This is a genomic window from Microcystis sp. 0824 (genome assembly GCF_003112475.1).
Taxonomy (GTDB): Bacteria; Cyanobacteriota; Cyanobacteriia; order Cyanobacteriales; family Microcystaceae; genus Microcystis; species Microcystis aeruginosa_C.
The window spans coordinates 170,767-196,181 of record NZ_BDSM01000046.1; the positions used below are offsets into that span (position 1 = coordinate 170,767).

The 25,415-nt window shown below is 46.9% G+C and carries 37 protein-coding genes; 9 read left to right on the plus strand and 28 right to left on the minus strand.

Translation table 11 applies throughout. The features are described from left to right. Window position 1: 1 nt before the first annotated feature. Window positions 2–1,513, minus strand: a complete 1,512-nt coding sequence (locus N0824_RS14670) for a class I SAM-dependent DNA methyltransferase (protein WP_108937284.1) — start codon at window positions 1,511–1,513, stop codon at window positions 2–4. A 318-nt stretch (window positions 1,514–1,831) separates the two neighbouring features. On the opposite strand from N0824_RS14670, the gene N0824_RS14675 reads away from it, so the two are divergent. Then, on the plus strand, window positions 1,832–2,023 hold the full coding sequence (locus N0824_RS14675; RefSeq protein ID WP_002734734.1) for a hypothetical protein: 192 nt from the start codon (window positions 1,832–1,834) through the stop codon (window positions 2,021–2,023). Then, window positions 2,016–2,279, plus strand: coding sequence for a type II toxin-antitoxin system RelE/ParE family toxin (locus N0824_RS14680; protein ID WP_002733564.1), 264 nt, complete (start codon window positions 2,016–2,018; stop codon window positions 2,277–2,279). Before N0824_RS14675 ends, N0824_RS14680 begins: the two co-directional genes overlap by 8 nt. Before the next feature lie 79 nt (window positions 2,280–2,358). On the opposite strand, the gene glmS is transcribed toward N0824_RS14680, so the two are convergent. From glmS to N0824_RS14805, 23 genes are all read right to left on the minus strand, one after another. Next, window positions 2,359–4,260: a glutamine--fructose-6-phosphate transaminase (isomerizing) gene (glmS, locus tag N0824_RS14685; protein ID WP_108937285.1), complete on the minus strand. Its 1,902-nt coding sequence runs from the start codon at window positions 4,258–4,260 to the stop codon at window positions 2,359–2,361. A 572-nt stretch (window positions 4,261–4,832) separates the two neighbouring features. Then, a complete protein-coding gene (locus N0824_RS14695; RefSeq protein WP_108937286.1) occupies window positions 4,833–5,399 on the minus strand; it encodes an adenylate kinase in 567 nt (188 codons plus the stop codon). A gap of 70 nt (window positions 5,400–5,469) precedes the next feature. After that, a complete protein-coding gene (gene secY / locus N0824_RS14700) occupies window positions 5,470–6,789 on the minus strand; it encodes a preprotein translocase subunit SecY (protein WP_002780096.1) in 1,320 nt (439 codons plus the stop codon). 267 nt (window positions 6,790–7,056) lie between these two features. Then, window positions 7,057–7,500 (minus strand): 50S ribosomal protein L15, encoded by a 444-nt coding sequence (gene rplO, locus N0824_RS14710; RefSeq protein WP_002780095.1) that lies wholly within the window; start codon window positions 7,498–7,500, stop codon window positions 7,057–7,059. A 10-nt stretch (window positions 7,501–7,510) separates the two neighbouring features. Further along, complete coding sequence (rpsE, locus tag N0824_RS14715) at window positions 7,511–8,032, minus strand: 30S ribosomal protein S5 (RefSeq protein ID WP_002746611.1); 522 nt, start codon at window positions 8,030–8,032, stop codon at window positions 7,511–7,513. Window positions 8,033–8,058: 26 nt separating this feature from the next. Next, entirely contained in the window at window positions 8,059–8,421 is a 363-nt protein-coding gene (gene rplR / locus N0824_RS14720; protein WP_002753900.1) for a 50S ribosomal protein L18, read from the minus strand. Between the two features lie 3 nt (window positions 8,422–8,424). Next, the gene (gene rplF, locus N0824_RS14725) at window positions 8,425–8,994 is read right to left on the minus strand and encodes a 50S ribosomal protein L6 (RefSeq protein WP_002780093.1); all 570 of its coding nucleotides are present in this window, start codon (window positions 8,992–8,994) and stop codon (window positions 8,425–8,427) included. 105 nt (window positions 8,995–9,099) lie between these two features. Further along, window positions 9,100–9,501 (minus strand): 30S ribosomal protein S8, encoded by a 402-nt coding sequence (rpsH, locus tag N0824_RS14730; protein ID WP_002734721.1) that lies wholly within the window; start codon window positions 9,499–9,501, stop codon window positions 9,100–9,102. Between the two features lie 186 nt (window positions 9,502–9,687). Next, window positions 9,688–10,227: a 50S ribosomal protein L5 gene (gene rplE, locus N0824_RS14735; RefSeq protein ID WP_002787866.1), complete on the minus strand. Its 540-nt coding sequence runs from the start codon at window positions 10,225–10,227 to the stop codon at window positions 9,688–9,690. 54 nt (window positions 10,228–10,281) lie between these two features. Beyond that, window positions 10,282–10,635: a 50S ribosomal protein L24 gene (rplX, locus tag N0824_RS14740; RefSeq protein WP_108937288.1), complete on the minus strand. Its 354-nt coding sequence runs from the start codon at window positions 10,633–10,635 to the stop codon at window positions 10,282–10,284. 72 nt (window positions 10,636–10,707) lie between these two features. Beyond that, a complete protein-coding gene (gene rplN / locus N0824_RS14745; RefSeq protein WP_002732358.1) occupies window positions 10,708–11,076 on the minus strand; it encodes a 50S ribosomal protein L14 in 369 nt (122 codons plus the stop codon). Between the two features lie 20 nt (window positions 11,077–11,096). Further along, window positions 11,097–11,339: a 30S ribosomal protein S17 gene (rpsQ, locus tag N0824_RS14750; protein WP_002796423.1), complete on the minus strand. Its 243-nt coding sequence runs from the start codon at window positions 11,337–11,339 to the stop codon at window positions 11,097–11,099. A 6-nt stretch (window positions 11,340–11,345) separates the two neighbouring features. Next, window positions 11,346–11,564, minus strand: coding sequence for a 50S ribosomal protein L29 (gene rpmC, locus N0824_RS14755; RefSeq protein WP_108937289.1), 219 nt, complete (start codon window positions 11,562–11,564; stop codon window positions 11,346–11,348). Continuing rightward, window positions 11,564–11,983 (minus strand): 50S ribosomal protein L16, encoded by a 420-nt coding sequence (gene rplP, locus N0824_RS14760; protein WP_002734310.1) that lies wholly within the window; start codon window positions 11,981–11,983, stop codon window positions 11,564–11,566. The genes rpmC and rplP overlap by 1 nt, the downstream gene beginning before the upstream one ends. 30 nt (window positions 11,984–12,013) lie before the next feature. Then, window positions 12,014–12,742, minus strand: coding sequence for a 30S ribosomal protein S3 (gene rpsC / locus N0824_RS14765; protein ID WP_008197249.1), 729 nt, complete (start codon window positions 12,740–12,742; stop codon window positions 12,014–12,016). 23 nt (window positions 12,743–12,765) lie between these two features. Continuing rightward, window positions 12,766–13,125: a 50S ribosomal protein L22 gene (gene rplV, locus N0824_RS14770; RefSeq protein ID WP_002746605.1), complete on the minus strand. Its 360-nt coding sequence runs from the start codon at window positions 13,123–13,125 to the stop codon at window positions 12,766–12,768. Between the two features lie 135 nt (window positions 13,126–13,260). Further along, on the minus strand, window positions 13,261–13,542 hold the full coding sequence (gene rpsS, locus N0824_RS14775; protein WP_002753908.1) for a 30S ribosomal protein S19: 282 nt from the start codon (window positions 13,540–13,542) through the stop codon (window positions 13,261–13,263). Between the two features lie 30 nt (window positions 13,543–13,572). Then, window positions 13,573–14,406, minus strand: a complete 834-nt coding sequence (rplB, locus tag N0824_RS14780) for a 50S ribosomal protein L2 (RefSeq protein ID WP_002771036.1) — start codon at window positions 14,404–14,406, stop codon at window positions 13,573–13,575. A 33-nt stretch (window positions 14,407–14,439) separates the two neighbouring features. Further along, window positions 14,440–14,745, minus strand: coding sequence for a 50S ribosomal protein L23 (locus N0824_RS14785; RefSeq protein ID WP_002746599.1), 306 nt, complete (start codon window positions 14,743–14,745; stop codon window positions 14,440–14,442). Continuing rightward, on the minus strand, window positions 14,735–15,367 hold the full coding sequence (rplD, locus tag N0824_RS14790; protein ID WP_108937290.1) for a 50S ribosomal protein L4: 633 nt from the start codon (window positions 15,365–15,367) through the stop codon (window positions 14,735–14,737). Before rplD ends, N0824_RS14785 begins: the two co-directional genes overlap by 11 nt. A 20-nt stretch (window positions 15,368–15,387) precedes the next feature. Continuing rightward, entirely contained in the window at window positions 15,388–16,026 is a 639-nt protein-coding gene (gene rplC, locus N0824_RS14795; protein ID WP_002746597.1) for a 50S ribosomal protein L3, read from the minus strand. Window positions 16,027–16,690: 664 nt separating this feature from the next. Then, window positions 16,691–17,029, minus strand: coding sequence for a P-II family nitrogen regulator (locus N0824_RS14800; protein WP_108937291.1), 339 nt, complete (start codon window positions 17,027–17,029; stop codon window positions 16,691–16,693). A gap of 183 nt (window positions 17,030–17,212) precedes the next feature. Continuing rightward, a complete protein-coding gene (locus N0824_RS14805; protein ID WP_108937292.1) occupies window positions 17,213–17,698 on the minus strand; it encodes a DUF4079 domain-containing protein in 486 nt (161 codons plus the stop codon). Between the two features lie 198 nt (window positions 17,699–17,896). On the opposite strand from N0824_RS14805, the gene N0824_RS14810 reads away from it, so the two are divergent. After that, the gene (locus tag N0824_RS14810) at window positions 17,897–18,556 is read left to right on the plus strand and encodes a phosphoribosyltransferase (RefSeq protein WP_108937293.1); all 660 of its coding nucleotides are present in this window, start codon (window positions 17,897–17,899) and stop codon (window positions 18,554–18,556) included. Window positions 18,557–18,684: 128 nt separating this feature from the next. Here N0824_RS14810 and N0824_RS14815 read toward each other — a convergent pair whose 3' ends face one another. After that, window positions 18,685–18,987, minus strand: a complete 303-nt coding sequence (locus tag N0824_RS14815; protein WP_108937294.1) for a YkvA family protein — start codon at window positions 18,985–18,987, stop codon at window positions 18,685–18,687. A 233-nt stretch (window positions 18,988–19,220) separates the two neighbouring features. Further along, a complete protein-coding gene (locus N0824_RS14820) occupies window positions 19,221–19,985 on the minus strand; it encodes an NADAR family protein (protein ID WP_373456622.1) in 765 nt (254 codons plus the stop codon). Window positions 19,986–20,155: 170 nt separating this feature from the next. Between N0824_RS14820 and N0824_RS21925 the strand changes: the two genes are divergently transcribed. The 4 genes from N0824_RS21925 to accD all read left to right on the plus strand — a co-directional run bounded on the left by N0824_RS21925 (window position 20,156) and on the right by accD (window position 22,678). Then, window positions 20,156–20,206 (plus strand): KxYKxGKxW signal peptide domain-containing protein, encoded by a 51-nt coding sequence (locus N0824_RS21925; protein WP_108937376.1) that lies wholly within the window; start codon window positions 20,156–20,158, stop codon window positions 20,204–20,206. A gap of 441 nt (window positions 20,207–20,647) precedes the next feature. Next, complete coding sequence (locus tag N0824_RS14835; protein ID WP_108937295.1) at window positions 20,648–21,457, plus strand: A24 family peptidase; 810 nt, start codon at window positions 20,648–20,650, stop codon at window positions 21,455–21,457. Window positions 21,458–21,558: 101 nt separating this feature from the next. Then, on the plus strand, window positions 21,559–21,708 hold the full coding sequence (locus tag N0824_RS21030; protein WP_192576009.1) for a hypothetical protein: 150 nt from the start codon (window positions 21,559–21,561) through the stop codon (window positions 21,706–21,708). 19 nt (window positions 21,709–21,727) lie between these two features. After that, a complete protein-coding gene (gene accD, locus N0824_RS14840; protein WP_108937296.1) occupies window positions 21,728–22,678 on the plus strand; it encodes an acetyl-CoA carboxylase, carboxyltransferase subunit beta in 951 nt (316 codons plus the stop codon). A gap of 85 nt (window positions 22,679–22,763) precedes the next feature. Here accD and N0824_RS14845 read toward each other — a convergent pair whose 3' ends face one another. Further along, window positions 22,764–23,147 (minus strand): Fur family transcriptional regulator, encoded by a 384-nt coding sequence (locus tag N0824_RS14845; protein ID WP_002802309.1) that lies wholly within the window; start codon window positions 23,145–23,147, stop codon window positions 22,764–22,766. Between the two features lie 31 nt (window positions 23,148–23,178). On the opposite strand from N0824_RS14845, the gene purS reads away from it, so the two are divergent. Both purS and purQ read left to right on the plus strand, forming a co-directional pair. After that, complete coding sequence (purS, locus tag N0824_RS14850; RefSeq protein WP_108937297.1) at window positions 23,179–23,454, plus strand: phosphoribosylformylglycinamidine synthase subunit PurS; 276 nt, start codon at window positions 23,179–23,181, stop codon at window positions 23,452–23,454. Between the two features lie 95 nt (window positions 23,455–23,549). Continuing rightward, entirely contained in the window at window positions 23,550–24,248 is a 699-nt protein-coding gene (gene purQ / locus N0824_RS14855; protein ID WP_108937378.1) for a phosphoribosylformylglycinamidine synthase subunit PurQ, read from the plus strand. 35 nt (window positions 24,249–24,283) lie between these two features. On the opposite strand, the gene N0824_RS14860 is transcribed toward purQ, so the two are convergent. Continuing rightward, entirely contained in the window at window positions 24,284–25,402 is a 1,119-nt protein-coding gene (locus N0824_RS14860; protein ID WP_108937298.1) for a glycosyltransferase family 1 protein, read from the minus strand. Window positions 25,403–25,415: the final 13 nt, after the last annotated feature.

Sequence of the window (25,415 nt, forward strand, 5' to 3'; positions counted from 1 at the left end):
CCTAATCTCCTAACATCTCCTCTAATGCGTCCAAATCCTGACGAATATCAGCCTCTAAAGCCCTTAACTTCTCTAAAATCACCTTCGGCGGCTCATAGCTCACTTCCTCGTACTCTATCTCCTTATAGCGGTTAATTGATAGATCATAAGCATTGGCTTGAATCTCCTCGCGAGGCACAAAAAACGCCTTCCCTGTGCGGTCACTGAGCTTTGTCGAAGTGCGATTGGTATCCTTAGCGGAGTCGCGTTGCTGCCAACAGCGCAGCAAGTCTGGGATATCATTATCGGCAATCGGTTGGCGCTTATCATCGAGAGAGAAACCATCCGCCACCATGTCATAAAACCAAACGAAGTCAGTCCCCTTTTCCCTTACCCCCAGCTTCGTAAAAATCAGGATTGCGGTAGATACCCCCGCGTAAGGTTTAAACACCCCCGACGGCATCGATATCACCCCCTCTAGCTTATGTTCCTCCACCAAGATGGTGCGGATGTCCTTATGGGCTTTCGACGAGCCAAATAGCACCCCATCCGGCACAATTACCGCACCTTTTCCCCCCGTCTTCAGCAAGCGCAAAAACAGGGCCATGAATAATAACTCGGTTTTAGTGGTGTCGATGATTTTCGATAAATCCTTGGCAATAGTGGACTTCTGCACCGAACCCTTAAACGGTGGATTAGCCAGAATCATCGTAAAACTATCCTCTACCCCGGCGTGATCCTCCGATAGGGAATCCCGGGCCTCGATAATCGGCTGCTCGATACCGTGTAACATCAGGTTCATGCTGCCGATGCGTAACATCGTCCCATCGAAATCAAAACCGTGGAACATTTGGTTATTGAAATGCTCTAGGTTGCCGCGTTCATGGAGCAAACGTCCCCCCTCGCTGTCCTTTAACTCCCGCACATACTCGGCAGCCGCTACTAAAAAGCCTCCTGTGCCACAGGCCGGATCACAGATAACCTCCCGGGGTCCCGGTGCTAATAACTCCACCATCATTTTGATAATATGGCGCGGTGTGCGAAACTGTCCGTTAGTCCCGGCTGTACTCAGTTTCGAGAGCATATACTCGTAAAGGTCGCCTTTGGTGTCCCGATCCTCCATGGGGATTTTTTCAATTTGCTCGATTACTGTCCCCAGCAGCGCCGGAGACGCGATGAGAAACACCGCGTCCTTCATGTGTTTAGCGTAGGTGCTACCCTTGGACAATTGCCCCAGATCTTTGATAAAGGGAAACGCTTCATCCCGGACAATCTGGAGCATTGTCTCGGCATCATCGAGATTTTTGAAGTGGGACCAACGGATATGCTGTTGGCTGGGGGTAAAGGTGGGATTTTCGAGATTTTCGCCTAATCGTTGGGCCCTACGCTCCTTAGCTAGTTCTAGGTCATCTAGGCGCTTGATGAAGAGTAAATAGGAAATCTGCTCGATTACCGAAAGCGGGTTACTAATGCCGTTATTCCAGAAGGTTGTCCAAAGTTTATCTATTTTGGATTTTAATTCGCCGGTGATCATCGCTGTTTATTTGTTCACTGCTTTTAATATTGCAGTAATATTGTACTGAAAATCGGGGGTCTCTTAGGTTTTCTGGGTAAAATATATTCTAAGTAGCTGGTTATAATTGAATTAAAAATGGATTTTAGGTTCGATCCCCCCTGCCCCCCTTGATAAGGGGAGTGCCGCTCCCCCCTTAGTCCCCCCTTGATAAGGGGGGCATCTGATAATTTTTAACGCCTACCTACTTAAAACTGGCGAGGAGGTGGAACAAACCACAAAGACACAAAGGACACAAAGATCGATCGCTCCTATATAAGTTCAAGTTATCAAACAATTATGAAAGGAATTAACTTTGTGATTAATGAAAAAGGGGAAAAGAAAGCTGTTCTCATTGACTTAGAAGAATGGGGAGAGCTTTGGGAAGACTTTTCTGATATTTTAGTCTCTCGTAGTCGAGAAAATGAATCAGAAATTTCTTGGGATGAATTAAAACAAGAATTAGAAACAGAAAATACATTCGATGAGTAATTATCAAATTCGATTGAAAACCTCTGCGGCTAAAGAATTTAAAAAATTACCTTCTTCGATTAGGCAACGGGTGAGTGACAGTCTTGAGAAATTACAGCAAGATCCCCGTCCCTCTGGTGTTGTAAAACTAAAAGGAGAAGATAAAATGTATCGGCTTCGTGTTGGTGATTACCGCATTGTTTACACAATAGAGGATAATGATAAAATAATAAAGGTTACTAGAATCGGACACCGACAAGATGTTTATCAAGAATAAAAAATTAAAATGCCCATGTAAGCTAAGACGCATTTTAACCGCCTATCCTTAGATTAGCTGAATCTCCCCCAACCGAACCCTATTCCACCGTGACACTTTTGGCTAAATTGCGCGGCTGATCCACATCTAAACCGCGACGGGCTGCGATATGATAGGAGAGCAATTGTAGGGGAATTACTGTTAAAATTGGCGATAATAATTCCTCAACTTCCGGCACATACAATAAATCATTAAAGACTTTTGGTGCTTCCGTATCGCTGTCAGCAACTACTCCCAATAACCGCGCATCCCTTGCTTTTGCTTCCTGTGCATTGGAGAGAACCTTATCATAAACTACCCCCGGCATCGCAATCGCTACTACGGGAACTTTTGCATCTAAAAGCGCGATTGGTCCGTGTTTCATTTCTCCTGCTGGATAGCCTTCCGCATGAATATAACTGATTTCTTTGAGTTTTAAGGCCCCTTCTAAGGCAATGGGGAAATTAATCCCCCGTCCCAAGAAAATAAAGTCCTGGGTGTCATTAAATTCATGGGCCAATTCTTCGATCGCTTTTTCCTGTTTTTCTAAGACAGTTTCGATCGATCTTGGCAGCGATCGCAGTTCATTAATAATTTCCTCGATCCTCTCTAAGGACAAAGTTTGACGACGATAGGATAAATCCAAAGCTAAGAGATAAAAACCCAATAACTGTGCTGTAAAACTCTTAGTTGCCGCCACCCCGATTTCGATCCCCGCTTGGGTATTAATAATCTGATCGACCATTTGTGCTAGGGTACTTTCGGGGCGATTAGTAATACCGATAATCCGGGCCTGATATTTTTTTCCTAATCCTAAACGACGCTGTTTTTCCGTTTCCAACGCCGCTAAAGTGTCGGCTGTTTCCCCCGATTGCGTCACCCCGATGGTTAAAGTATTGGGCATCAGGGGGGTGGGTGCATAGCGAAATTCCGAGGCGTACTGTACCCCTGTAGGAATACCCGCCAACTGCTCAATCAAGTATTTACCGACTAAACTAGCGTGCCAACTGGTTCCACAGGCTAAAATCTGAATATGTTCTAAATTTTCGTAAATTTCCTCAGAAAAATTAAGATTTATCGGGTTGACATTATCCCCATTTTGTGATGTCCAATGGGGATGCAGGTAGGTCCCTAAACAGTCGCGCACCACTCCTGGTTGTTCGTGGATTTCCTTGAGCATGAAGTGACGATAACCCTGTTTTTCTACGTTGGTCGGACTCCAATCGAGGACTCTGGGGCTTTTACGAACTCTTTTCCCTTCAAAATTATAAATTTCCACTCCCAAGGGTGTTAACTGAGCGATTTCGCCATTATCCAAGGACAGCACTGCCCGGGTATGGGGAACCAAAGCACTGACATCGGAGGCACAGAAAAACTCCCCCTGACCAAAACCGATGATTAAAGGGGCGTGTTGCCGCACCACAATCAATTCATCGGGATAATCGGGACTAATTACCGCTAGGGCAAAAGCACCCTCTAAACGTTCAATTGCCTTTAAAACTGCCTTGAGGAAAGGACTCACCCCCAAGTATTCTTCATCGCTAGGTTTGGGTAGATAACTGGCGATTAGATGGGGAATAACTTCTGTGTCGGTTTCTGAGTCAAATATACAGCCTTTCCCCTTTAATTCTGTTCTTAATGCCTGAAAGTTTTCGACAATGCCATTTTGTACCACTGCCACCCGTTGACTGTTATCGGTGTGGGGATGGGCATTACTTTCTACGGGTTTGCCGTGGGTTGCCCAACGGGTGTGACCGATGCCAATTTGGGAGGGATTAACTTCCTGTTCTAATTTTTCCCGTAGATTGTAGAGTTTTCCCTGGGCGCGGACTCGATGTAATTCACCTTCGAGAATTGTGGCAATCCCTGCCGAATCATAACCCCGATATTCTAAACGTTCCAATCCAGCTAGGAGAATATCGATCGCTGTTTGGGTTCCGATATAGCCAACAATTCCGCACATTCTTTCGCTGACCCCATTTAGGCTAAGTCCGATCTATTCTATCGCAAGCGTGGCGCTTATTTGCTTAGAGGCTCAAGACGCAGGGGCAAGGGTAAAGTTTCCCCTATAGGAGATTGGGGTGTGGGGTGTGGGGAGAACAAATAAAAGCAATATGGATCACTTAGCAGCATATTCTGTTCTTTTTGTCAAAAAAACTTTCTCTTTGCAACAAAACTACACAATTAATTGATCAACGGGTTGGGTTTTAAAAGGCTCTTTAACCTCCATTTATTGCTGTTCCCAAATAGCTGAGTGTAGATTTAGCAAGGGTTTTCAGGATCAACAGATAGCTAAAACCCTAAAAAGCACATAAAAACCCATCATTTCATACTGCGAAATTATACCATAATCGCTGGAAGTATTGCAACCTCGTAAACAAATGAGAATTATTTTTAATAAATTCTTAAGAAAAGATAAATATTGCGAAGTGTGAATTTAAATATTCTCAACTATTAAAGCTTGTTTGATATAAAAAACTTATAAAAAGTTGTAATTTTTACTGACTGATTACTGATTACTGACTGAGAGAAACTTTAAACAGGAGTGACAACTGCTGTTAGAGCGGCAGTAACCGCGTCCATCGGTTGATTACCGTCGATATGGTTAAGAGTCCCCTTTTGACCGTAATAATCTAAAACGGGGGCAGTTTGGTCGATATAAACCTGTAGGCGACGGGCGATCGTTTCTTGGGTATCATCTTGACGACCGCGTTGCATGAGACGCTCAATTAAGACCGTATCTGGTACAGCCAAATTAACCACAAATGTGTAACTATCGGCCAATTCTTCCAGTAATGCGTCTAAAAAGCTCGCCTGTGCCACCGTGCGGGGAAAACCATCAAGAATCCAACCCTTAGCACTGTCAGGCTGTTTTAAACGTTCCTGAATTAAACCTAATAACAACTCATCGGGGACTAATTCGCCCTTTTCCACATAAGCTTGTGCTTGTTGACCAAGTTCTGTCTTCTCTGTAATTGCTTGACGTAAAATTTCACCGGTAGAAATATGAGGAATCGTCAGAGATTCCGCTAATTTTGCCGCTTGGGTCCCTTTTCCCGATCCGGGCGGTCCCAAAAATATCACACCGATCCGTTTGCTCATGGATTAAATATAGGGTTTTAAGGGTAAAAATAACCAGTAACCGCTAAAAGGTCACTGGCTGACTATCTAACTACTGTTTAATCATGCCCTCATAGCGTTGAGAGATGACATAGGTTTGAATTTGTTTCGCCGTATCGATCGCCACCCCCACCAGAATTAACAGGGAAGTTGCCCCCAAACCGCGAAAAGTGGTGACACCGGTGGCGCTTTCTACTACAGTCGGCACAGTAGCCACCAAACTTAAAAAGAGAGCGCCCAAAAGGGTGAGACGATTCAGCACCCCTTCCAGATAATTAGTAGTAGCGGTCCCCGGTCGAATCCCCGGAATACTGGTTCCCATTTTTTTCAGGTTTTGGGACATATCCTTGGGGTTAACGATCAGGGAAGCGTAGAAGAAACTAAAACCGAGAATTAGTAAGCTATAAAAAGCCACATAACCCCAACTATCGGGACGCAGGGCATTAACCAACTGAACTAAAACCTGACCGACCGGGTTATCCGTGGGTAAAGCTTGCACCAATTGAAAAGGTAAGACCAACACTGCCGAGGCGAAAATAATCGGCATCACGCCCCCTTGATTGAGTCGTAGGGGTAGATAACTGGTTCTTTCCCGATAGAGACGACGACCCACCTGACGACGGGCAGAAACAATCGGAATCCGACGGGTTCCTTCCTGAACAAAAACAATGCCGATAATCATCACCAGGAAAACCAGCAAGAGAATCACCACTTGAGCGATCGCTTGTCGGCCCCCCTGTTGAGCAAAAGTAATTGTATCACCGAGGGTTTTCGGTAAAACAGCGACAATGTTGACAAAAATCAGCAAAGATGCTCCATTTCCCAGACCGCGTTCCGTAATCAGTTCCGAAATCCACATCACGAACATAGAACCGGCCACTAAAGCGAGAACCGTAGCGGCGATCGAGGGTAAAGTTCCAGCCACAACGCCGTTAGCCACCAATAAACCAAGAGTAATACCGATACTTTGAATAATTGCCCAACCAAAGGCAATATAACGGGTAATTTGGGCAATTTTTCGCCGTCCTGCCTCTCCTTCATTTTTCTGTAAATCTTCCAAAGAAGGAAGGGCAGCGGTGAGCAGTTGCACGATAATTGAGGCGTTGATATAGGGAAGAATGCCGAGGGCAAAAATCCCTAACGTCGATAATCCTCCCCCGGTGAACAGGTCAAGGATTCCCAAAGCGGCGTTACTTTGAATAATTTCTGCTAATCTTGCCCGATCCAAACCGGGTATCGGTACAAACATCCCAAAACGGAGCAGAATCAGTAAACCCAATGTAATCAACAAGCGACCGCGTAAACCGGCCGCCTGTGCCATTTGCATAAACGTTTCCTGTGCCGTGGGAGCCTTATCACGACTAACGACCATTAACAGTTACCTCTAGTGCAGTTTTTTTATGGGAAAAAGTAATCGAGGGGGAAAACTTTCTCGATTTTTTTAAGATTTCCCCTGTGTTTATTATGATATAGCAATCCGGTCTTGGGGATTGGGTGTTAGGGTGTGGGGATTGGGTGTAGGGTGTGGGGTGTAGGGTGTGGGGTGTAGGGTGTGGGGAGAACAAAGCTGCCCTTTACCTTTTGCCTTTTGCCTTTTGCCTTTTGCCTTTTATCTCCTGTCTCCTGTCTCCTGTCTCCGTTAAATTTCTTCCCAAGTACCTTGAGCGGCGGTAATTTTCTCTTTAGCACTATTGCTAAAAGCGGCGGCCTTCACCTTGAGGGGAACGGTAATTTCACCATCACCTAAAACTTTTAAAGGGCCGTCATTGCTGGTGAGAATTTTAGCTTTTAGCAGACTTTCTAGGGTAACTTCCGTATTAGCGGGTAAAGAAGCCAATTTTCTCAGATTAACAATCGTGTATTGACGGGGGTTAACCAAAGGAAAATGCTTTAATTTGGGAACCCGACGATAGAGGGGCATTTGTCCCCCCTCAAAACCGGGACGAGTCCCCGTCCCAGAGCGAGATTTTTGTCCGCGCATTCCCAGACCGCAACTAGCGCCCTGGCCGGCCGAGACACCCCGTCCCACACGACGACGGCGTTTAGTGGACCCCGGTTGGGGGGCGATTTCGTGGAGTTTCATGGTGATTTCTTTATGTGTACAAATGTTCTACAGATACGCCTCGATCCTTGGCCACTTCCGAGAAAGTGCGGAGAGTTTCCAGGGCGTTAACGGCGGCTCTAGCGTTATTGAGGGGGTTATCGCTACCGAGTTGTTTAGCGAGGATATTTTTCACCCCAGCTAATTCTAAAACGGTACGGACAGCACCCCCGGCAATAACCCCAGTCCCCGGAGCAGCCGGACGCATAATCACTTGAGCGCCTCCGGAAGCACCCCGGGTGAGGTGAGTGATGGAACTAGCCTTAGTTAAGGAGACTTCAATTAGTTGTTTTTTGCCATCGGCCACGCCTTTACGGACGGCCCCGATAACGTCCCCTGCTTTGCCAACTCCCACTCCCACCTGGCCGTTTTCATTACCGACCACGACGATGGCCCGGAAGCTGAGTTTTTTCCCACCCTTAACCACTTTACTAACCCGGCGAATCTGGATGACCCGCTCTTGCCAAGTGGTTTCTTTTTCTTTTTCGCGGTTGCCCTTGCGACGTTTTGCCATAGTTTTATCAGTGTTGAAAGGATATTTTAGAAGTTTAAACCGGCTGACCGAGCCGCTTCTGCTAAGGCTTTGACGCGACCGTGATAGAGATTGCCACCGCGATCAAAAACCACTTGTTCAATGCCTTTGTCTAGGGCCCGTTGGGCCACCAGTTTACCCACGGCAGCCGAAGCTTCTTGGGTAGCGGTGGATTCCAATTCCCCGCGCAAGGTGGCCTCTAGGGTAGAAGCGGCCGCGAGGGTGTGTTGGGCTACGTCGTCGATAATTTGGGCGTAGATGTGGTTATTAGAACGAAATACGGATAAACGCGGCCGTTCAGCAGTGCCATTAATTTTGCGACGCACACGCTGGTGACGACGACGGACTGATTCTTTGCGACTAAGTTTCATGGTTTATTTTTTACCTCCTTTACCGCCTTTAGCGCCTTTACCGCCAGCTTTACCAACTTTGCGACGGACAACTTCACCAAGATAGCGAATCCCTTTACCTTTATAAGGTTCGGGGGGACGAACTTCGCGGATTTTAGCGGCGGTGTTACCGACGGCTTCTTTGTCGATGCCACTGACGATAACTTGGGTGTTGTTTTCTACGGCGACGGAAACACCATCGGGCATCTCCATCTCCACGGGTTTACTGTAACCAACATTAAGAACTAATTTACTACCCTGCGCCTGGGCGCGGTAGCCCACCCCTTGAATATCGAGGCGTTTTTGAAAACCAGTAGCAACTCCTTCTACCATGTTGGCCACTAGAGTTCTACAGAGTCCGTGGCGTTCTCTGGCGGTACGCGAATCGTCTTGACGGGTAACGAGCAGGGTTTCGCCATCTTTATCGATGGCGACGGCGGTGGGTAGGGTTCTCTGGAGAGTTCCTTTAGGCCCCTTCACCGTCACGGTAGCACCATCGATATCGACGGTGACTTTATTGGGAATAGGAATCGGGCGTTTGCCAATACGAGACATAACAGTTATCAGTTATCAGTGGGTCAGATATCCCGGAAGAGTTATCAGTGGGTCAGCTATCGGGTTTAAACTTGCAAAGGCTGACGGCTGATAGCTTATCCTTGTTTACCAGATGTAGCAAAGGACTTCGCCGCCAACGTTTTGTTTACGGGCCTCGCGATCGGTCATAATGCCTTTAGAGGTGGAAACAATGGCGATGCCAATGCCACCGAGGACGCGCGGTAAGTCTTTACTGTTGGAATAAACTCGCAGGCCCGGTTTACTGACTCTGGTGAGGGTAGTAATGATCGGTTGACGGTTTTTGCCTTTATATTTGAGGGAAAGCACTAATTGAGATTTAATCCCCTCACCCACTTCCTCAAAGTCAGCAATAAAGCCTTCGTCTTTGAGAACTTGGGCAATACTGCGCGTCATCCGCGTGGTGGGGATTTGAGTAGTGGTCTGCCGAACCGCGCAAGCGTTACGGATGCGGGTCAGCATATCCGAGATGGTATCGTTAGCAGACATGAATTACCTGTTTTTCTCCTAAATTGGGATCAACATCAGTGGTCAGTTATTGCGGGAGTCAGGAGTCAGGAGCCAGTCGTCAGGAGAAGGTAGGTAGGATTTATTCAGTAATTTCTCTGACAAAATCGCTTTCTCCCTTTTCCCTTGCCACTTTTTCCTGATTTTTTTCCTTTTCTCTTGATTGATTTATCTAAAGGGCATTCCCATCTCTTTGAGGAGGGCGCGTCCTTCTTCGTCGTTTTTAGCGGTGGTGATGATTGAGATGTCCATCCCGCGAATTTGATCGATTTTGTCGTATTCAATTTCGGGGAAGATCAACTGTTCACGAATGCCTAAACTGTAGTTACCACGACCATCAAAACTGTTACCACTGATACCGCGAAAGTCGCGAATGCGTGGTAAGGCCAGATTAATGAGACGGTCTAAAAAGGCGTACATTCGATCGCCGCGCAATGTCACCATCACACCCACGGGCATTCCTTCGCGAATTTTGAAACCAGCGATCGCTTTTTTAGCCCTAGTCACTACCGGTTGTTGTCCGGTGATGGTGGACAGTTCCGCCTTGGAAGACTCCAAAGCTTTGGCATTTTGTGAAGCTTCCCCAAGACCGCGGTTAACAGTAATTTTGATAACTTTAGGTACTTGGTGGATATTGGTATAACCAAATTGTTCTTTCAGTTTCGGAACAATGGTTTCTTGATAGGTGGTTTTTAGTTTTTGGCTCATAGTTTTTCTGCTTACTTTTCCTGGGCTTGGTCAGGAACTAGAATTGATGGGAAACTAATCAATAATTTCGCCAGTTTTCTTCAGTATCCGCACTTTCCGACCCTCTTCGGTAAAGGTATAACCCACCCGACTGGCGATCTTTTTCTTCTCGGAATAAAGCATCACTTTGGAACTGTGAATCGGTGCTTCGTAGGTAAGGATTTGACCCGATTCCCCTTCCTGTTGGGGTTTAGTATGTTTGGTGCGGATATTAACTCCCTTGACCACCACGGTACTTTCTTGGGGTAGGGCCCGTAAAATTTCGCCCACTTTGCCCTTATCGGAACCGGCGATTACCTGAACCACATCCCCTTTTTTAACGTGCATTTTTTGCCTTTGGGGCGGGGTTTGAATGTTTTTCTTACTCATTTTTTTTGACCTCAAAGTGTGAAAAGTTTTAGACTAGCCATCAGCCAATTGCCTTAGTACTTTTCACTTTGATCAGAGAACTTCTGGGGCTAAGGAAACAATTTTGGTGTAGTTTTTATCGCGCAATTCCCGGGCGACAGGACCAAAAACCCTAGTACCTTTGGGATTACCGTCATTATTAATAATCACGGCGGCGTTATCATCAAAACGGATGCTCATGCCGCTATCGCGACGGACAGTTTGACGGGTCCGCACGATCACCGCAGTGACCACATCGGATTTTTTCACGGGCATATTGGGGATAGCGTCCTTAACCACGGCGATAATTTTGTCACCGATGCCACCGTAGGTACAGTTACCTGTTCCCAGCACCCGCAGACACATTAGTTTCCGCGCCCCGCTATTGTCAGCGACATTTAAGTAGGTTTGTTGTTGAATCACGGTTTTTACCCAGGTGAAATTTAATTATCGGTTAATATTTCCGCCACTTCCCAACGTTTGGTTTTACTGAGGGGGCGGGTTTCACGAATACGAACTCGATCGCCTTGTTTGGCTTGATTTTCTGCGTCGTGAGCCTTAAATTTCTGGGTTTTCACGACTATTTTGCCGTATTTGGGGTGAGGAGAGCGGTTTTCAATGGCTACCACTACGGTTTTATCCATTTTGTCGCTGACCACTACCCCAACTCTTTCTTTAACTGCCATAACGGGTTATGCCTCCGGGGTGGACTGGGCTAGTTGGCGCTCCCGCTCTACGGTCAATAATTGGCCGAGACGGTGGCGGGTGTGTTTGAATTCGTGGGTTTTTTCCAAGCGGCGGGTGGCCTGCTGCAAACGCAATTCAAACAGTTTCTTTTTGGCATCGAGGATAGCGTCGGCGATTTCGTCATCGCTCATCTTCCTCACTTCGGCGATTTTTGGTAGAGCCATTAGACAAAATCCTCCTCGCGAGTGATAAATTTGGTCTTAATTGGTAATTTTTGAGCCGCTAGACGCATTGCTTCCCGGGCTACCGGTTCAGCTACCCCGGCAATTTCAAACATAATGAACCCCGGTTTAACCACAGCCACCCAGAATTCGGGGGAACCTTTCCCGGAACCCATCCTGGTTTCTGCAGCCCGTTGGGTGACGGGTTTATCGGGAAAAACGCGGATCCAGATTTTGCCACCCCGACGAATATAACGAGTCATTGCCCGTCTGGCGGCTTCGATTTGACGGGAAGTAATCCAACAGGGTTCGGTGGCTTGCAGGGCGAAATCGCCGAAATTAATCGTATTTCCGCCGGTGGCCAGCCCGCGCATCCGTCCGCGCTGTTGTTTGCGGAATTTTGTTCTTTTGGGACTTAACATGAGCTATTTACCACTGATAAATATTAGGGATCAGCCTTCGCTAGAGCGATCTTCAAACTGTTGACGGCGACGCTGTTGACGGCGCGGTGCTTGAGCGGGAACGGCGGCGGCAATTTCTTCTTGGCCGGGGATAATTTCGCCCTTAAAGATCCAAACTTTCACGCCTAGAATCCCGTAGATGGTGCTGGCGGTTTTGTAGGAGTAATCTATATCGGCCCGCAGGGTATGCAGGGGAACTCGTCCTTCCCGCACCCATTCAGTCCGAGCGATTTCTGCCCCGTTGAGACGACCGCTAACTTGAATTTTGATCCCTTTGACTTCGGCCCTTTGCGCCCGTTGGATAGCTTGCCGCACCACACGACGGAAGGAAACCCGTCTTTCTAGTTGTTGGGCGATGTATTCGGCGATCAGGTTGGCATCGGCATCAACGCGAGCCACTTCGATGACGTTAATACGAATTTGACGCTGGCCACCGAGGGCTTTTTGCAAACCTAGGCGCAGCTGTTCGATTCCCGTGCCACCACGACCGACGACGACCCCGGGGCGAGCGGTATGGATGGAAATATCTACTTGATCGGCCTTGCGTTCGATGCGAATATCGGCGATACCTGCATTAGAGAGGTTTTTTTCGACGTAATCACGAATACGGCGATCTTCTTGCACTAATTCGGGGTAACGTTTCGCGTCGGCATACCAGCAGGATTTGTGATCTTTGATAACGCCGAGACGAAAACCGAGGGGATGGATTTTTTGTCCCATTGTGGTTTTTTTAGTTAAGGTGATTAGTCTTTGTTGCTAGGAGCGACGGCGACGGTGATATGACAGGTGGGTTTGCGAATTTGGTAGGCGCGCCCTTGGGCCCGGGGTCGAAAACGTTTTAGGGTCGGTCCGCCATCGGCAAAGGCCTGGCTAACTACCAAAGTGGCGGGATCGAGTCCTTCGTTATTTTCGGCGTTGGCAACGGCGGAACGCAGGACCTTCAGGATCGGGTCACAGGCCCGGTAGGGCATGAATTCGAGAATAATTAGGGCTTCCCGATAGGAGCGACCGCGGATCTGATCGAGTACCCGTCTGACTTTCAGGGGTGACATCCGAATATAGCGGGCGATCGCTTTGACTTCGTTAGAGGTATCGATGGTCATTTCAGTTATCAGTTATCAGTTATCAGTTATCAGTCATCAGCTATCAGCTATCAGCTTTTATTTTTTGAAAATTAGCTAACTTGGTGATTTATGGTCACGACTATCTAGCTGACGACTGAGGGAGTAGCGGCTGATTTATTTCCGTCCTGCTTTTTTGTCGCTCTTAGCGTGGCCGCGGAAGGTGCGGGTGGGAGCGAATTCACCGAGTTTATGACCGACCATCTGCTCGGAAACATAGACGGGAACGTGCTGTTTGCCGTTGTGAACGGCGATCGTGTGACCGACCATATCGGGAATGATGGTCGATGCCCGGGACCAAGTTTTAATCACTTGTTTACTGCCCTGGGCGTTGAGTTTTTCGATTTTTTCCATCAGGTGGCCGGCGACAAATGGCCCCTTTTTCAGTGAACGACCCATAATTTTCAGTCAAAAGTAAAGTAATAATTTCTAACCCTGGTTACGACGGCGCACGATCAGATCGCTACTGCGTTTTTTCTTGTTGCGAGTTTTGCGACCGAGGGCGGGTTTACCCCAGGGAGTCATCGGGCCGGAACGTCCGATCGGAGCGCGACCCTCTCCACCTCCGTGCGGGTGATCCACTGGGTTCATGACGCTACCCCGAACATGGGGGCGTTGACCGCGGTGACGGGTACGACCGGCTTTACCGAGACTGATATTTCTCGCTTCGGCGTTACCGACTTTTCCGATGGTGGCGTAGCATTCCCGCCGGATCATGCGTACTTCTTTGGAGGGGAGGCGGATGGTAACGTAATCACCTTCTTTCGCTACCACTTGAGCGAAACCACCAGCAGCCCGCACCATTTGACCACCGCGACCGGGGACGAGTTCGATGTTATGAACTTCTGTCCCTAGGGGGATGCGACTTAAGGGCAGGGCATTACCCACCTCGAAAGGAGCGTTTTCTCCGGCGATGACGGTATCACCAACGCCTAAACCGGCGGGGGCGATGATGTAGCGTTTTTCCCCGTCTTTGTAGAAAAGCAGGGCAATGCGGGCGTTACGGTTAGGATCGTACTCGATCGCCGCTACTGTGGCGGGAATATCACGTTTATCGCGACGAAAATCGATAATCCGGTAAAGGCGCTTATGGCCGCCGCCCCGGTGACGACTGGTAACGACACCGCGATTATTACGCCCTTGTTTGCTGTGTTTGTGATGAGTTAGGGACTTTTCTGGTTCGGTTTTGGTGATCTCTTTAAAGTCGGAGATGGCCGCCTGCCTTGTCCCGGGGGTTAAAGGTCTAAAAGAACGAATACCCATAGTTTAGTTTTCCGTTATCGGGTTTCTTGGTGGTTATACGTCGGGATAGAGGGCGATCGAGTCGCCTTCGGCTAGGGTCACGATCGCACGTTTGTATTGGGGTTTGTAACCGAGGAAACGGCCGACGCGTTTTTTCTGACGAGAGGGGCGGCTGGTGTTCACTTTCGTTACTTTTACGTCAAACAACAATTCGATCGCCGCTTGAATTTCTGGCTTGGTCGCTTTCAAGGCCACATCGAAGACGTATTTATTTTGTTCTAGGAGTAGGGTGGCTTTCTCGGTGACGATCGGCTTTAGGATCAGATCGGCGAGTTGCCTGGCTTCAGTTTTAAGCACCATAGACCTCCTCAATTTTAGCTAGGGCTGCGGCGGTGGCGATAACTCGATCGGCTAGGATGACATCATAGACGTTGAGACTATCGGCGCGAATAATTTTGAGATTGCAGATATTACGTCCCGATAAATAGACATTTTCGGGAATTTCCGTCAAAATCAGCAGAATTTTTTCCTCTGGACTGGCTCCCCAGCGACTTAAGGCAGCGGTGAGTTCTTTGGTTTTGGGTTGGGAGAATTGTTCAGCGAAGCTTTCCACCACGATAAAGTTATCGGCCTGGCTGATCAAAGCGGTTCTCAGGGCTAATCTTTTCTCTTTGCGATTGACCTTAACCTCAAAATCTCTCGGTTTTGGTCCGAAGATGACACCGCCACCACGCCAGAGGGGAGAACGGATCGAACCGGCCCTGGCGCGACCAGTGCCTTTTTGCCGCCAGGGTTTGCGACCACCGCCGCGCACTTCCGAGCGGGTTTTGGTGGAGGCGTTACCTTGACGGGCCGCCGCTAGATGGCTGATGACGACGCGGTGAATTAGGTGTTTGGCGGTTTCGGGTTTAGCGGTTTTTAGTTCCAGGGTGCCTGTTCCCGCTTCTTCCCCTTGCCAATTTTTGACTGTGTAGTTAACCATGGCTTTAATCTTTCCTTGCCCTATTTACCAAATTTCTTGGCGGGGGTGATGTTTAACAGGGTTCCTGGTTTACCCGGGACGGCTCCTTTGATCAGGATCAGGTTGCGTTCGCTATCGATTTTGACCACGGACAATTTGCGGATGGTCACTTGGGTTGATCCGTATTGTCCGGCCATTCTCTTACCCGGGAAAACCCGGCCGGGGGTAGTACCGGCACCGGTGGAACCGGGGAGGCGGTGGTTTTTGGAACCGTGGGTCATGTTACCGCGTTTGAAGTTATGGCGTTTTTGATAGCCAGAGAAACCTCGTCCGATGGTGGTTCCAGCCACATCGACTAAATCCCCCTCTTGGAAGATAGCGGCGGTAATTTCTTGGCCTAAAGTGTAGGCCGATGCGTCCTCGAGGCGGTATTCGATTAAATGCCGCAGGGGGGAGACACCAGCTTTGGCTAAATGACCGAGCAGCGGTTTATTGAGGGCTTTTTCTTTGACGGTTTTGTATCCCACTTGGATGGATTCATAACCGTCGGTTTTTTTCGTTTTGACTTGGGTGACGGGACAGGGACCGGCTTGAACGACGGTGACGGGAATGGCGACTCCCGTTTTGTTGTCGAAGATTTGGGTCATGCCCAGTTTTGTACCGAGGATACCGATAGACACGGATTGTTCTCTTTATCTTTACTAGACGACAATCAAAAATAACGTGGCCGTGGCTATAGGAGCGAGAAAAATCTTTCCCGCTTTATCAGCCTGCCCAACTTGAATGACTTTTTTCGAGTTATTTAAGCTGGCATCCCGTTAAATTCGTAAGTAGGACTAGACAGGGTTGCTGGTTCTGCCTAGATTGTTGCTGGTCTTTGTTTCTTGGGGACTTAAAGGGTTGACCTTCAGTATCCCGGCGAAGACCGAGCGACCAAGGCGGTTCTGCTCGGCAGTGCCTTTAGCACCACCTAAGACCGATTTTGGCCACAATCAAACATTATATAATATTTGTGACTTTTTAGGCAAGGGGTTTTTTTAGTCACCGGAAATGATCATAAGCTAAGACGCATCTTAACCGCCTATCTTTAGATTAGCTGAATCTCCCCCGATCCCTTTACTATTGCAAGAGTGCCTCTTGCCTCTTGCCTCGTCTCAACAAGCAATTTAAATGCGCGGGCAGCTTATCTAGTCTGGTGAAATTATTTGTACCGTTCGGCGGTCTTCAGCAGCGATGGGGGCAGACCGAGCCGAGAGATTCAATTATAGTATTTATACTTCTTGATGGGAAATACCGTCAATGGGGGGGGATGACAGCAGGGTACTATCATCCCCTGTCGGGGGGTTAAATCGCTCGGAGGTCTCTTTCTCCGGTACGGATGCGGACGATCTGTTCCACGGGGGAGACAAAGATTTTACCGTCTCCGATTTCACCGGTACGGGCTGCCGAAATCAGCTTATCGATGACTATATCGACTTGCTCATCTTCGACGACGATCTCGATCTTGAGTTTTTGGAGAAATTCGACGGTGTACTCGGAACCGCGATAACGTTCCGATTGACCTTTCTGACGACCGAAACCTCTAACTTCGGAGACAGTCATCCCGACAATGCCCGCGTTAACTAGGGCGATTTTCACCTCTTCCAGTTTAAAGGGTCGGATAATCGCTTCTACTTTCTTCAAAATATCTATCTCCTCGTTGCGTGACGATACCTTCTTGGCGAATTACCTGTTAATTCTAAACGCAGAATCCCGACAATAGCACTTAAAGTCATGATTTCTTCAATTATTGGCCTTGGCCACAGTCTTCTGTGGTGAAAAATCTCCAGGTGGGAATTAGCCCACCCGAAGCCATGAATAAACCAACTAGAGAGATAATCCTAACTGAAGACCAAAAACACCGTGAACTAGCAGTAAAATTAGGGCAATACTGCCGATATAGGCGTGAATAGTCCGGAAAAGTTCTTTTTTACCGCCAGCAAAGCCAGTGAGGGATAATAATCCATTGAAAGCTAGTAAACCGATCGCGATCGATCCTGTCCAGAAATGGCTGCTTTCGAGGATGGGATGTTTCTGCATGACTAGGGATAAAACACCGCCAGTGTAACCGAGAGCGATAAATAAAAACAGCCAAGGGGCGAGTTTGCGGTGATCAGCCCGATTTTTGTCCACTACTTCCCCATCTTTGCTTAAACGGCTTTGCCAACCGGCATAGGCAGTATAACTACCCATAACTAAAACCACGATCCCCATCATGACTGGATGTCCCCAATGAACAATCGGTTCGGGAGTGCCGAGACTGCGAAAGGCAGCGGCGATCGGCTCTAGCGCATCACTTAAACTTTGATTCATGTTTGTTACCTAACTTTACAAAACCCTTTTGCCTAAGATTTTAGCCGATCTCCGACCTGGAAAAACTGCGGTTAGCTGAAAAAATGTCAAGCCTTCGCTAAATTTCTTAACATTTCAGCTAGACATAAGCGGAGAAATATAGAATAAAGGCAGGGGAAACCAGGGATCCCCACGGGGACTAACCCCTAGGAGGGAGTTATGACTTATCTGCTCAAAGATCGGCGGTCGGCCGGGAGACTATTAGTTAGTTACTTGACAGAATATACCAATAGTGCTATGGCGCTGGTGTTGGCGTTGCCCCGGGGTGGGGTTCCGATCGCCTTTGAAATTGCCCGAAGGTTAAATTTGCCCCTAGATCTGTGTTTAGTGCGAAAATTAGGTGTACCGGAGCGAAAAGAGTTAGCTTTTGGGGCGATCGGTCAAAATGGGGTGCGGGTAATCAATGAAAGTATCGTTGACGACTTGCATCTATCGGAGGCGATGATGGAAAGGGTAGCAAAGGAAGAAATGATCGAATTAGAGCGACGCGATCGCTTGTATCGAGGTGAGCGACCCTTTCCGGACTTAACGGGAAAAACGATTATTCTAGTAGATGATGGTATCGCTACGGGAGCAACGATTAAAGCGGCGATTCTGACCCTGAAAGCTAGAAACCCCGCTGCTATTATTATTGCTGTTCCTATTGCCCCTGTGGAAGTCTGTGAGCAATTAGAAAAATTAGTTGATCGAGTAATTTGCCTACATAAACCCTACGAATTGAGATCGATTTCTCTTTGGTACGAGGACTTTTCCCAAACCAGCGATGAGGAGGTGCAAACACTTTTAGCCAGCGTCGATAGTTCTTTGATTCCAGTTTAGGGAATTATGAATTATGAATTATGAAGTGGGTAGTGGGAAGTGGTGAGACCACTTCGTGGGCGTTGCGGGGGGAGAATAACTAACAGCAATCTCCTGAATTCAGAAGTCAAAATTGAGACTTAAGAGTTCTAACTTTTGACTTCTACGGCATCGGTATCAACGGCATTGGTTGGGGAAGAAACTTCAGTTTGATTATTTACTCTCCCGGGACGGCGAGTGCGATAATCAAGAACTAATCGCGATAATTCCGTGGTTAAAAGGGTGAGGACAATCCCATCATCAATCCAACCAATAATCGGGAAAACGTCAGGAGAAATATCGAGGGGACTAAAAAGATAAACCATAGTTCCCAGAATGATAATCCAACGATATTTAGGGTGAGTGATTTTGCTGCTGTACCAGTTGTAAAAAGATTCAACAATCGGTTTCATTAATTTGTCCTCGTTGACGGCGATAATTTAATTTTGTCAGGTTCCCCCTAGGGCTGATAGTGGGGTTTTACCCCCCATTATGTAGGGTTATCCCCGCTAATTATCCACTAAAAAAGCCCAGAAGAAAATTCACCTTTAGGGATGAGCCTGAAGTATTATTACTGGATGCTTAAGAGGGGAGATAGGGGCATCTTTTCCCAGTGCAGGCGTTGGTTAGCTCGCCAGTCAACCATCTACTGGCCGCTGGAAAAATCGTAACGTATTCGTTCACGGGTTTCCATCAATAGCTGACCGAGCATATTCAATCCAGTTCCATCTCCACCATCACCCCAGTATCTATCATTTTTTGTATGCTCAATCAACTTTAGATCACCTGTTGAAAGTATCTTTTCAGTCAAGTCAGGATGTTGTGTAAATTTGGCATATAGAGCCTCTCGCATCACATCATCTTTTATGATTTCCCAATCTCGACGCAGTGGTCTGCGACGATCCCGTCCCATCTCGGCCGCTTCTCGTGCTGTTTTGGCTTGTCGAATTTCTTCTTCATGAGGAGTATTAACAAACTTCTGAGCCTGAAAGTAATGTTCTGAGGTAGGCCATATTCTATCTTTTAGATGGATTGGGTATGGTGCGAAATTCGAGAAAAACCCGTAAGGCTTATTTAAATGGTAAAACTTAATAGGCTCACTCCGAGCGTCACTTGCATAGTCGATAGCATACTTCGCTAGAGTCGTTTGGATAAGTGTATTAATTTCCCGAGGAAGTGTTGCAATACCTCCGCCAATTGCATAACCAGGTATTGAGCTTTGATTTTGCCATCCTAAAACATCCCATCCCTGATCAAGCAGAAACTTGATGTATTCCAAGTCAGATTCAACAACTTGTTGGTGAGTACGTCCGCCATAATCGCTGTAAGTTATCGTAGTAATGGGAGCAATTTGCAAACGCTTTTGTAATGTGGAGTATTTACCTCCCATCAGAGACTCCATCGCTTCCATGACCGCTGCTTGATTGGCTCCTGATGTATTAGTATTCCAATGACCGGATTCATAGGTCTGGTGAATTGTGACAGTTTGAGCATAGTTAGCCGAGTAGGTGATAGCAACACCAGGGGATCCTATACTGATCAGCTTTTGTGCTTCAGCAATAATAGCGAGAGCTTGAGCAAATGCGGAAAGATTGTTTCCGCTTTCGTCTTTATAAGGCAGGTAAAAATTGAATAGACTTCCCATGATAAGCACTTTGATTGAACTGACAAGCCATCAAACAGAGATGAATGCCGATTATGGCGGTCTTCATGTTTATAAACTAAAGGATGCGAGAAACTGGTAATTATTGGGACCACGAATGTATGGAAACGTATCAATCAGGCGAAAGTTCAACCATAGGTTTTTAAGCTCCACAAGAAGATATAGTGAGTGGCTAAGATAAGCTGTAAAGAATGGAACAGTCAAACTAGAGGCCGCGAGAGGTGAAAGTCTAACCCACGGGTCTGAATGGGAGGGGATGAAGGCGACATTCCCGACCCGTAATAGATGAAGTGTAACTTAATTTGGTATCGAGGACTGACTCCCCAAAAGGAAAACTTCCTATCTCACCATTAAGATAACTGCTATAACTGGGTATTCTAGGAAAGTGATCGGATTTCAGCCTTGAATCTATGGAAACCCTCTTTCATCTAGTTACTTTTGCCTTTGTCTTCACTTTTGGTGCCTCGGTGGGCAGTTTTTTAAACGTGGTCATCTATAGATTACCGAAAGGGATATCTCTAGTTTATCCCCCTTCCCACTGTCCGAAATGTCACCACAGGTTAGGTAAAAGCGAGAATATACCCGTTTTCGGCTGGTTATGGCTAGGTGGTCGCTGTCGCTGGTGTAAAACCCCGATTTCTGTCCGTTATCCAGCCGTCGAAACTTTTACTGGTTTGTTATTTTGTCTGGTTTTAGGAGATTTTAGCTTTTCTTGGCAGACCCTCGGCCATTGGATTCTGCTAAGTTGGTTATTAGCTTTAGCTTTGATCGATTTTGACACGATGACGCTTCCTAACTCCCTTACCCAATCAGGATTAGTTTTAGGGATAGTTTTTCAGACTCTCTTGGGTTGGCAAAATAATCAAACTGTTATCTATATCTTTTCAGCGATCGCTAGTGCGGTTTTAGGAGTCTGGTTATTTGATCTGGTCCGGTGGGGGGGAAGTTTTGCCCTCAGACAGCAGGCCATGGGGGGAGGAGATGCCAAATTAGCGGCCATGATCGGTGCTTGGTTAGGATGGCAAGCATTATTAGTCACCGCTTTTCTGGCCTGCGCTATTGGGTCGGTGATCGGTATGACGGGCATTTTTATGGGTAAAATGGGAAAAAGACAAGCTATACCCTTCGGTCCATTTCTTGCCCTCGGCGCTCTGATGAGTGTCTTTTGGAGTGATAAGATCATCTCAGCCTATCAAACGATTTTTTTCCCTCTGTTGTAAAAAAGCTATCTTGTAATTAAATCTTGATACAATAGTCTTCCGTATCTTGGATCACCATTAGAACAACCCCCAGTCTAGGGTAAGCCGATTGGCTACAGGAAATGCTCAAAGCTCACGACATCCCCAGTCGCGTTATCGCTATTGGCCTTGGTATTTATTGCGGCCAGGGGCATCAGGCCGCCCTACAAGTGCGTCCCCAAGATCGCTGGACAGCACTTTTGTTATTAAGTCCTCTAGAAGAAAGTAGATAAATTGTCTTTATTTTAAACTATGTCTCTATTTGATTGGTTTGCAAATCGCCAAAAAACAGAACCCAAGGTTCAACAACAACAGGAACGAGAAATAGCCGATGGTCTATGGACAAAATGCCCAAATTGCGGCGTTTTGTCCTATACGAAGGATTTATTAGCTAATCAACTGGTTTGTCTCGATTGCGGTCATCACAATCGGGTGGAAAGTGAAGAAAGAATTCGCCAGTTAGTGGATGCTAATACTTGGAATTGCCTCGATGAACAGATTCGACCGACGGATCCGCTCAAATTTCGCGATCGGAAAAGTTATAGCGATCGCCTGCGGGAAACCCAAGAAAAAACGGGTCTGACGGATGCTGTCCAGACGGGAACGGGGACGATCGATGGTTTACCCTTCGCTTTAGGGGTGATGGACTTCCGTTTTATGGGGGGTAGCATGGGATCGGTGGTGGGAGAAAAACTCTGTCGTTTGACGGAACGCGCTACCGATGAAAGTTTACCCCTGGTGATTATCTGTGCTTCCGGCGGGGCGAGAATGCAGGAGGGAATGTTAAGTTTAATGCAGATGGCCAAGATTTCCGGCGCTCTTAACCGACATCGAGAAGCAAAATTACTCTATATCCCCGTCTTGACTAATCCCACCACGGGAGGAGTCACGGCCAGTTTTGCCATGTTGGGAGATATTATTATCGCCGAACCGAAGGCTACTATTGGTTTTGCTGGTAAACGGGTAATTGAACAGACTTTGCGCGAGAAATTGCCGGAAGGTTTCCAAACATCGGAATATTTGTTAAAACACGGGTTTGTCGATGCGATCGTTCCCCGTACCCATCTCAAGAAAACTCTCGCTCAATTAATTAGTTTACATCAGCCCTTTTTCCCCTTGTTATCCCCCCTCAACAGCCATCATCACTACAGTCAACCGGAGTTAATCCCCCTGAAAACAGCCCAAGGACAAACAACAGTTTAATCTTTGTAAGACAGCACTGGAGTTGAAAGTCTGAGCATTTGTACTAAATTCACCCGATAGGCAGTTTAAATGTAGTACAGCTTACTTAACTGGGTTGACAATGATCGCAAAGTCCAAAAAATTCGAGAGTATGGTAATAAACCTTGAATTGGTGGGATTTTTCGAGTTTTTCTTCCAATTCATGAACGGGACACTCATTAAAGACGATAGACCGACCGCAATGAATACAGGTAAGATGGTGTTGATCCTGCTGAACGGAACTGTAGAGGGATTCTCCTGTGGCTAGGGTTCTCACCTGCACCGCACCCTGTAGCTTTAGGGATTCTAGGGCGCGGTAAACAGTGGCTAACCCCATATTTTGGTCACGCTGACGGAGTTCCACAAACAATTCCTGAGCGGATACTGCCCGATTTAAGGTTTTGAGTAAGTGGATAATGCGCTCTTGCGATCGGGTGCGTTGGGATTTCATATCAAAAAGGTCAGCGATCAAAATTAATTCTATGCCAAAAAATTATCAGTGCTTTATTTATGTTACCCTGCGCCCTTCGGTTCTCGATCCGGCGGGTACGGCGGTAGAGTCAGGATTAAAGCAATTAGGTTATGATACTGTGGCTGGGGTGCGAATTGGTAAGTATATTGAGCTTACCGTAACAGCAGCGGACGAAACCAGCGCTCGATCGCAATTGGATCAAATGTGCGATCAACTATTGGCTAATCCTGTGATTGAAAATTATCGCTTTGATTTACATTGTCAGGAGATAGGGGATAGAGATTAGGGGATAGGGAAATGGGGAAATTCAACTAACTCCAACACCCTGACACCCATCTGATGAGAGCTTTTTTGCACAATGAATTAACCAAGTTAAAAATTATGAAGTTTGGGATTATTGTTTTCCCCGGATCGAATTGCGATCGAGATGTGGCAACGGTGACGGAGGGGATTTTTCGGCAACCTACCCGCTATGTTTGGCATCAAGAGACGGATTTAGCGGATTTGGATGTGATCGTGGTGCCGGGGGGATTTAGTTACGGTGATTATTTGCGCTGTGGTGCGATCGCTCGTTTTTCGCCGGCGATGAAAACTGTCCGAGAAGAAGCCGAAAAAGGTAAATTAGTTTTAGGCATCTGTAACGGTTTTCAGGTATTAACGGAAATTGGGCTGCTACCCGGTGCGTTAATTCGCAATCGCGATTTACATTTTATCTGCGATCGAGTGCCAGTAAAAGTGGAAAATAATCGCTCTGTCTGGACGCGAGGTTATCAACCGCAACAGGTGCTTAATTTGCCCATTGCCCACGGGGAAGGGCGTTATTATGCCGCAGAAGATACGTTAAAATCTCTGGAGGATAACGGACAAATTCTCTTTCGTTACTGTACTCCCACAGGAGAGGTAAATGAGTCAGGAAATCCCAACGGATCGTTAAATAATATTGCAGGAATTACCAATAAAGCAGGAAATGTGCTAGGAATGATGCCTCATCCCGAACGCGCCGCCGATCCGCTGCTCAATTTGACCGATGGTATTCTATTATTTCGGGAGATAACAGGTAATTGTGCTGTTCTGATATGAGGAATGATGACCATGAGTAGACGAAAAACTCTAGACTACAATTTTGGCAATAATCGGTCATAGGATTCAATCATTCTTTCGTAACTAAAGCGAGTGGCATTGATAAAACCTTTTTGCCTCAATTGTTCTAGGCGATCGGGAGCGAGAAGATTTTCTGCAATAATAGTAGCGGCAGCCTCGTGTTCGGTGGGATCGAAGTAAACGGCTGCATCGTCAGCGATAACAGTCATGGGGAGACGATTGGAGGTAAAGACTGGACAACCACAGGATTGAGCTTCAATAACGGGAACACCGAATCCTTCCTGAAAAGAGGGAAAAATTAAAGCAGTTGCTAGGCAATAAAAGGCGCGGAGATCCTCATCGGAGACGGTTCCTAATTCGATTACTTGTGCGGACAAATTATTCTGATTAACAAATTCTCGCATATCTGGCAGCAAAAGTTTTCCCATCAGGATCAATCGGCAATTTTCCAGACCGGGGAAAGTGATTAACCTCTTGAATATTTTCAGCAATCCCAATCGATTTTTATACCATTGGTCGCCCCCGACATGAATTAGCCAGGGACAATCACTATTAATGTTAAATTTGTCCACGAGATTTACCGCCGCTTCTCTTGTCATCGGACCGTATCCCTCACTCAAGCAATCCTCGATCACTTCCGTTTGTTCGGGGGTAATTTTGGTTAAACGGAGAACATCGGCACGAGTAGCTTCGGAAGAACAGACAACATATTTAGCCTGTTTGAATCCTCGCAAAATCATCGCCTGATACTGTTTTCCTGTCCAACTGGTGGGATTTTCAGGAATTTCTCCTAGGGCGGAACGAATGGCCAGCAGATCGTGACAGATCACAAAATATTTGCGATCTTTTAGATAGGGAGTTAAATAGGATAACGCCTGATCACAAATGCAGACGATATCGGCCCAATCAAGCTGCTGACGTAACTGCACTGGGAAAATAATTAACTTATCGATGTACCCTAACCACTTGCCGATCCCCTGGGGAGAAGGCTTCAGTTGACCGAAAATAGGCTGGGCTTGCACTCGCCGAATTTCGTGTCCTTTTTGTCTGAGTCCTTTCTCCACTAAACCGACAAAACGATTAATACTGATCTGCCGATCGTTGACGTAATTCCCTACTATTAAAACTTTCATGATTAGGCTCCAA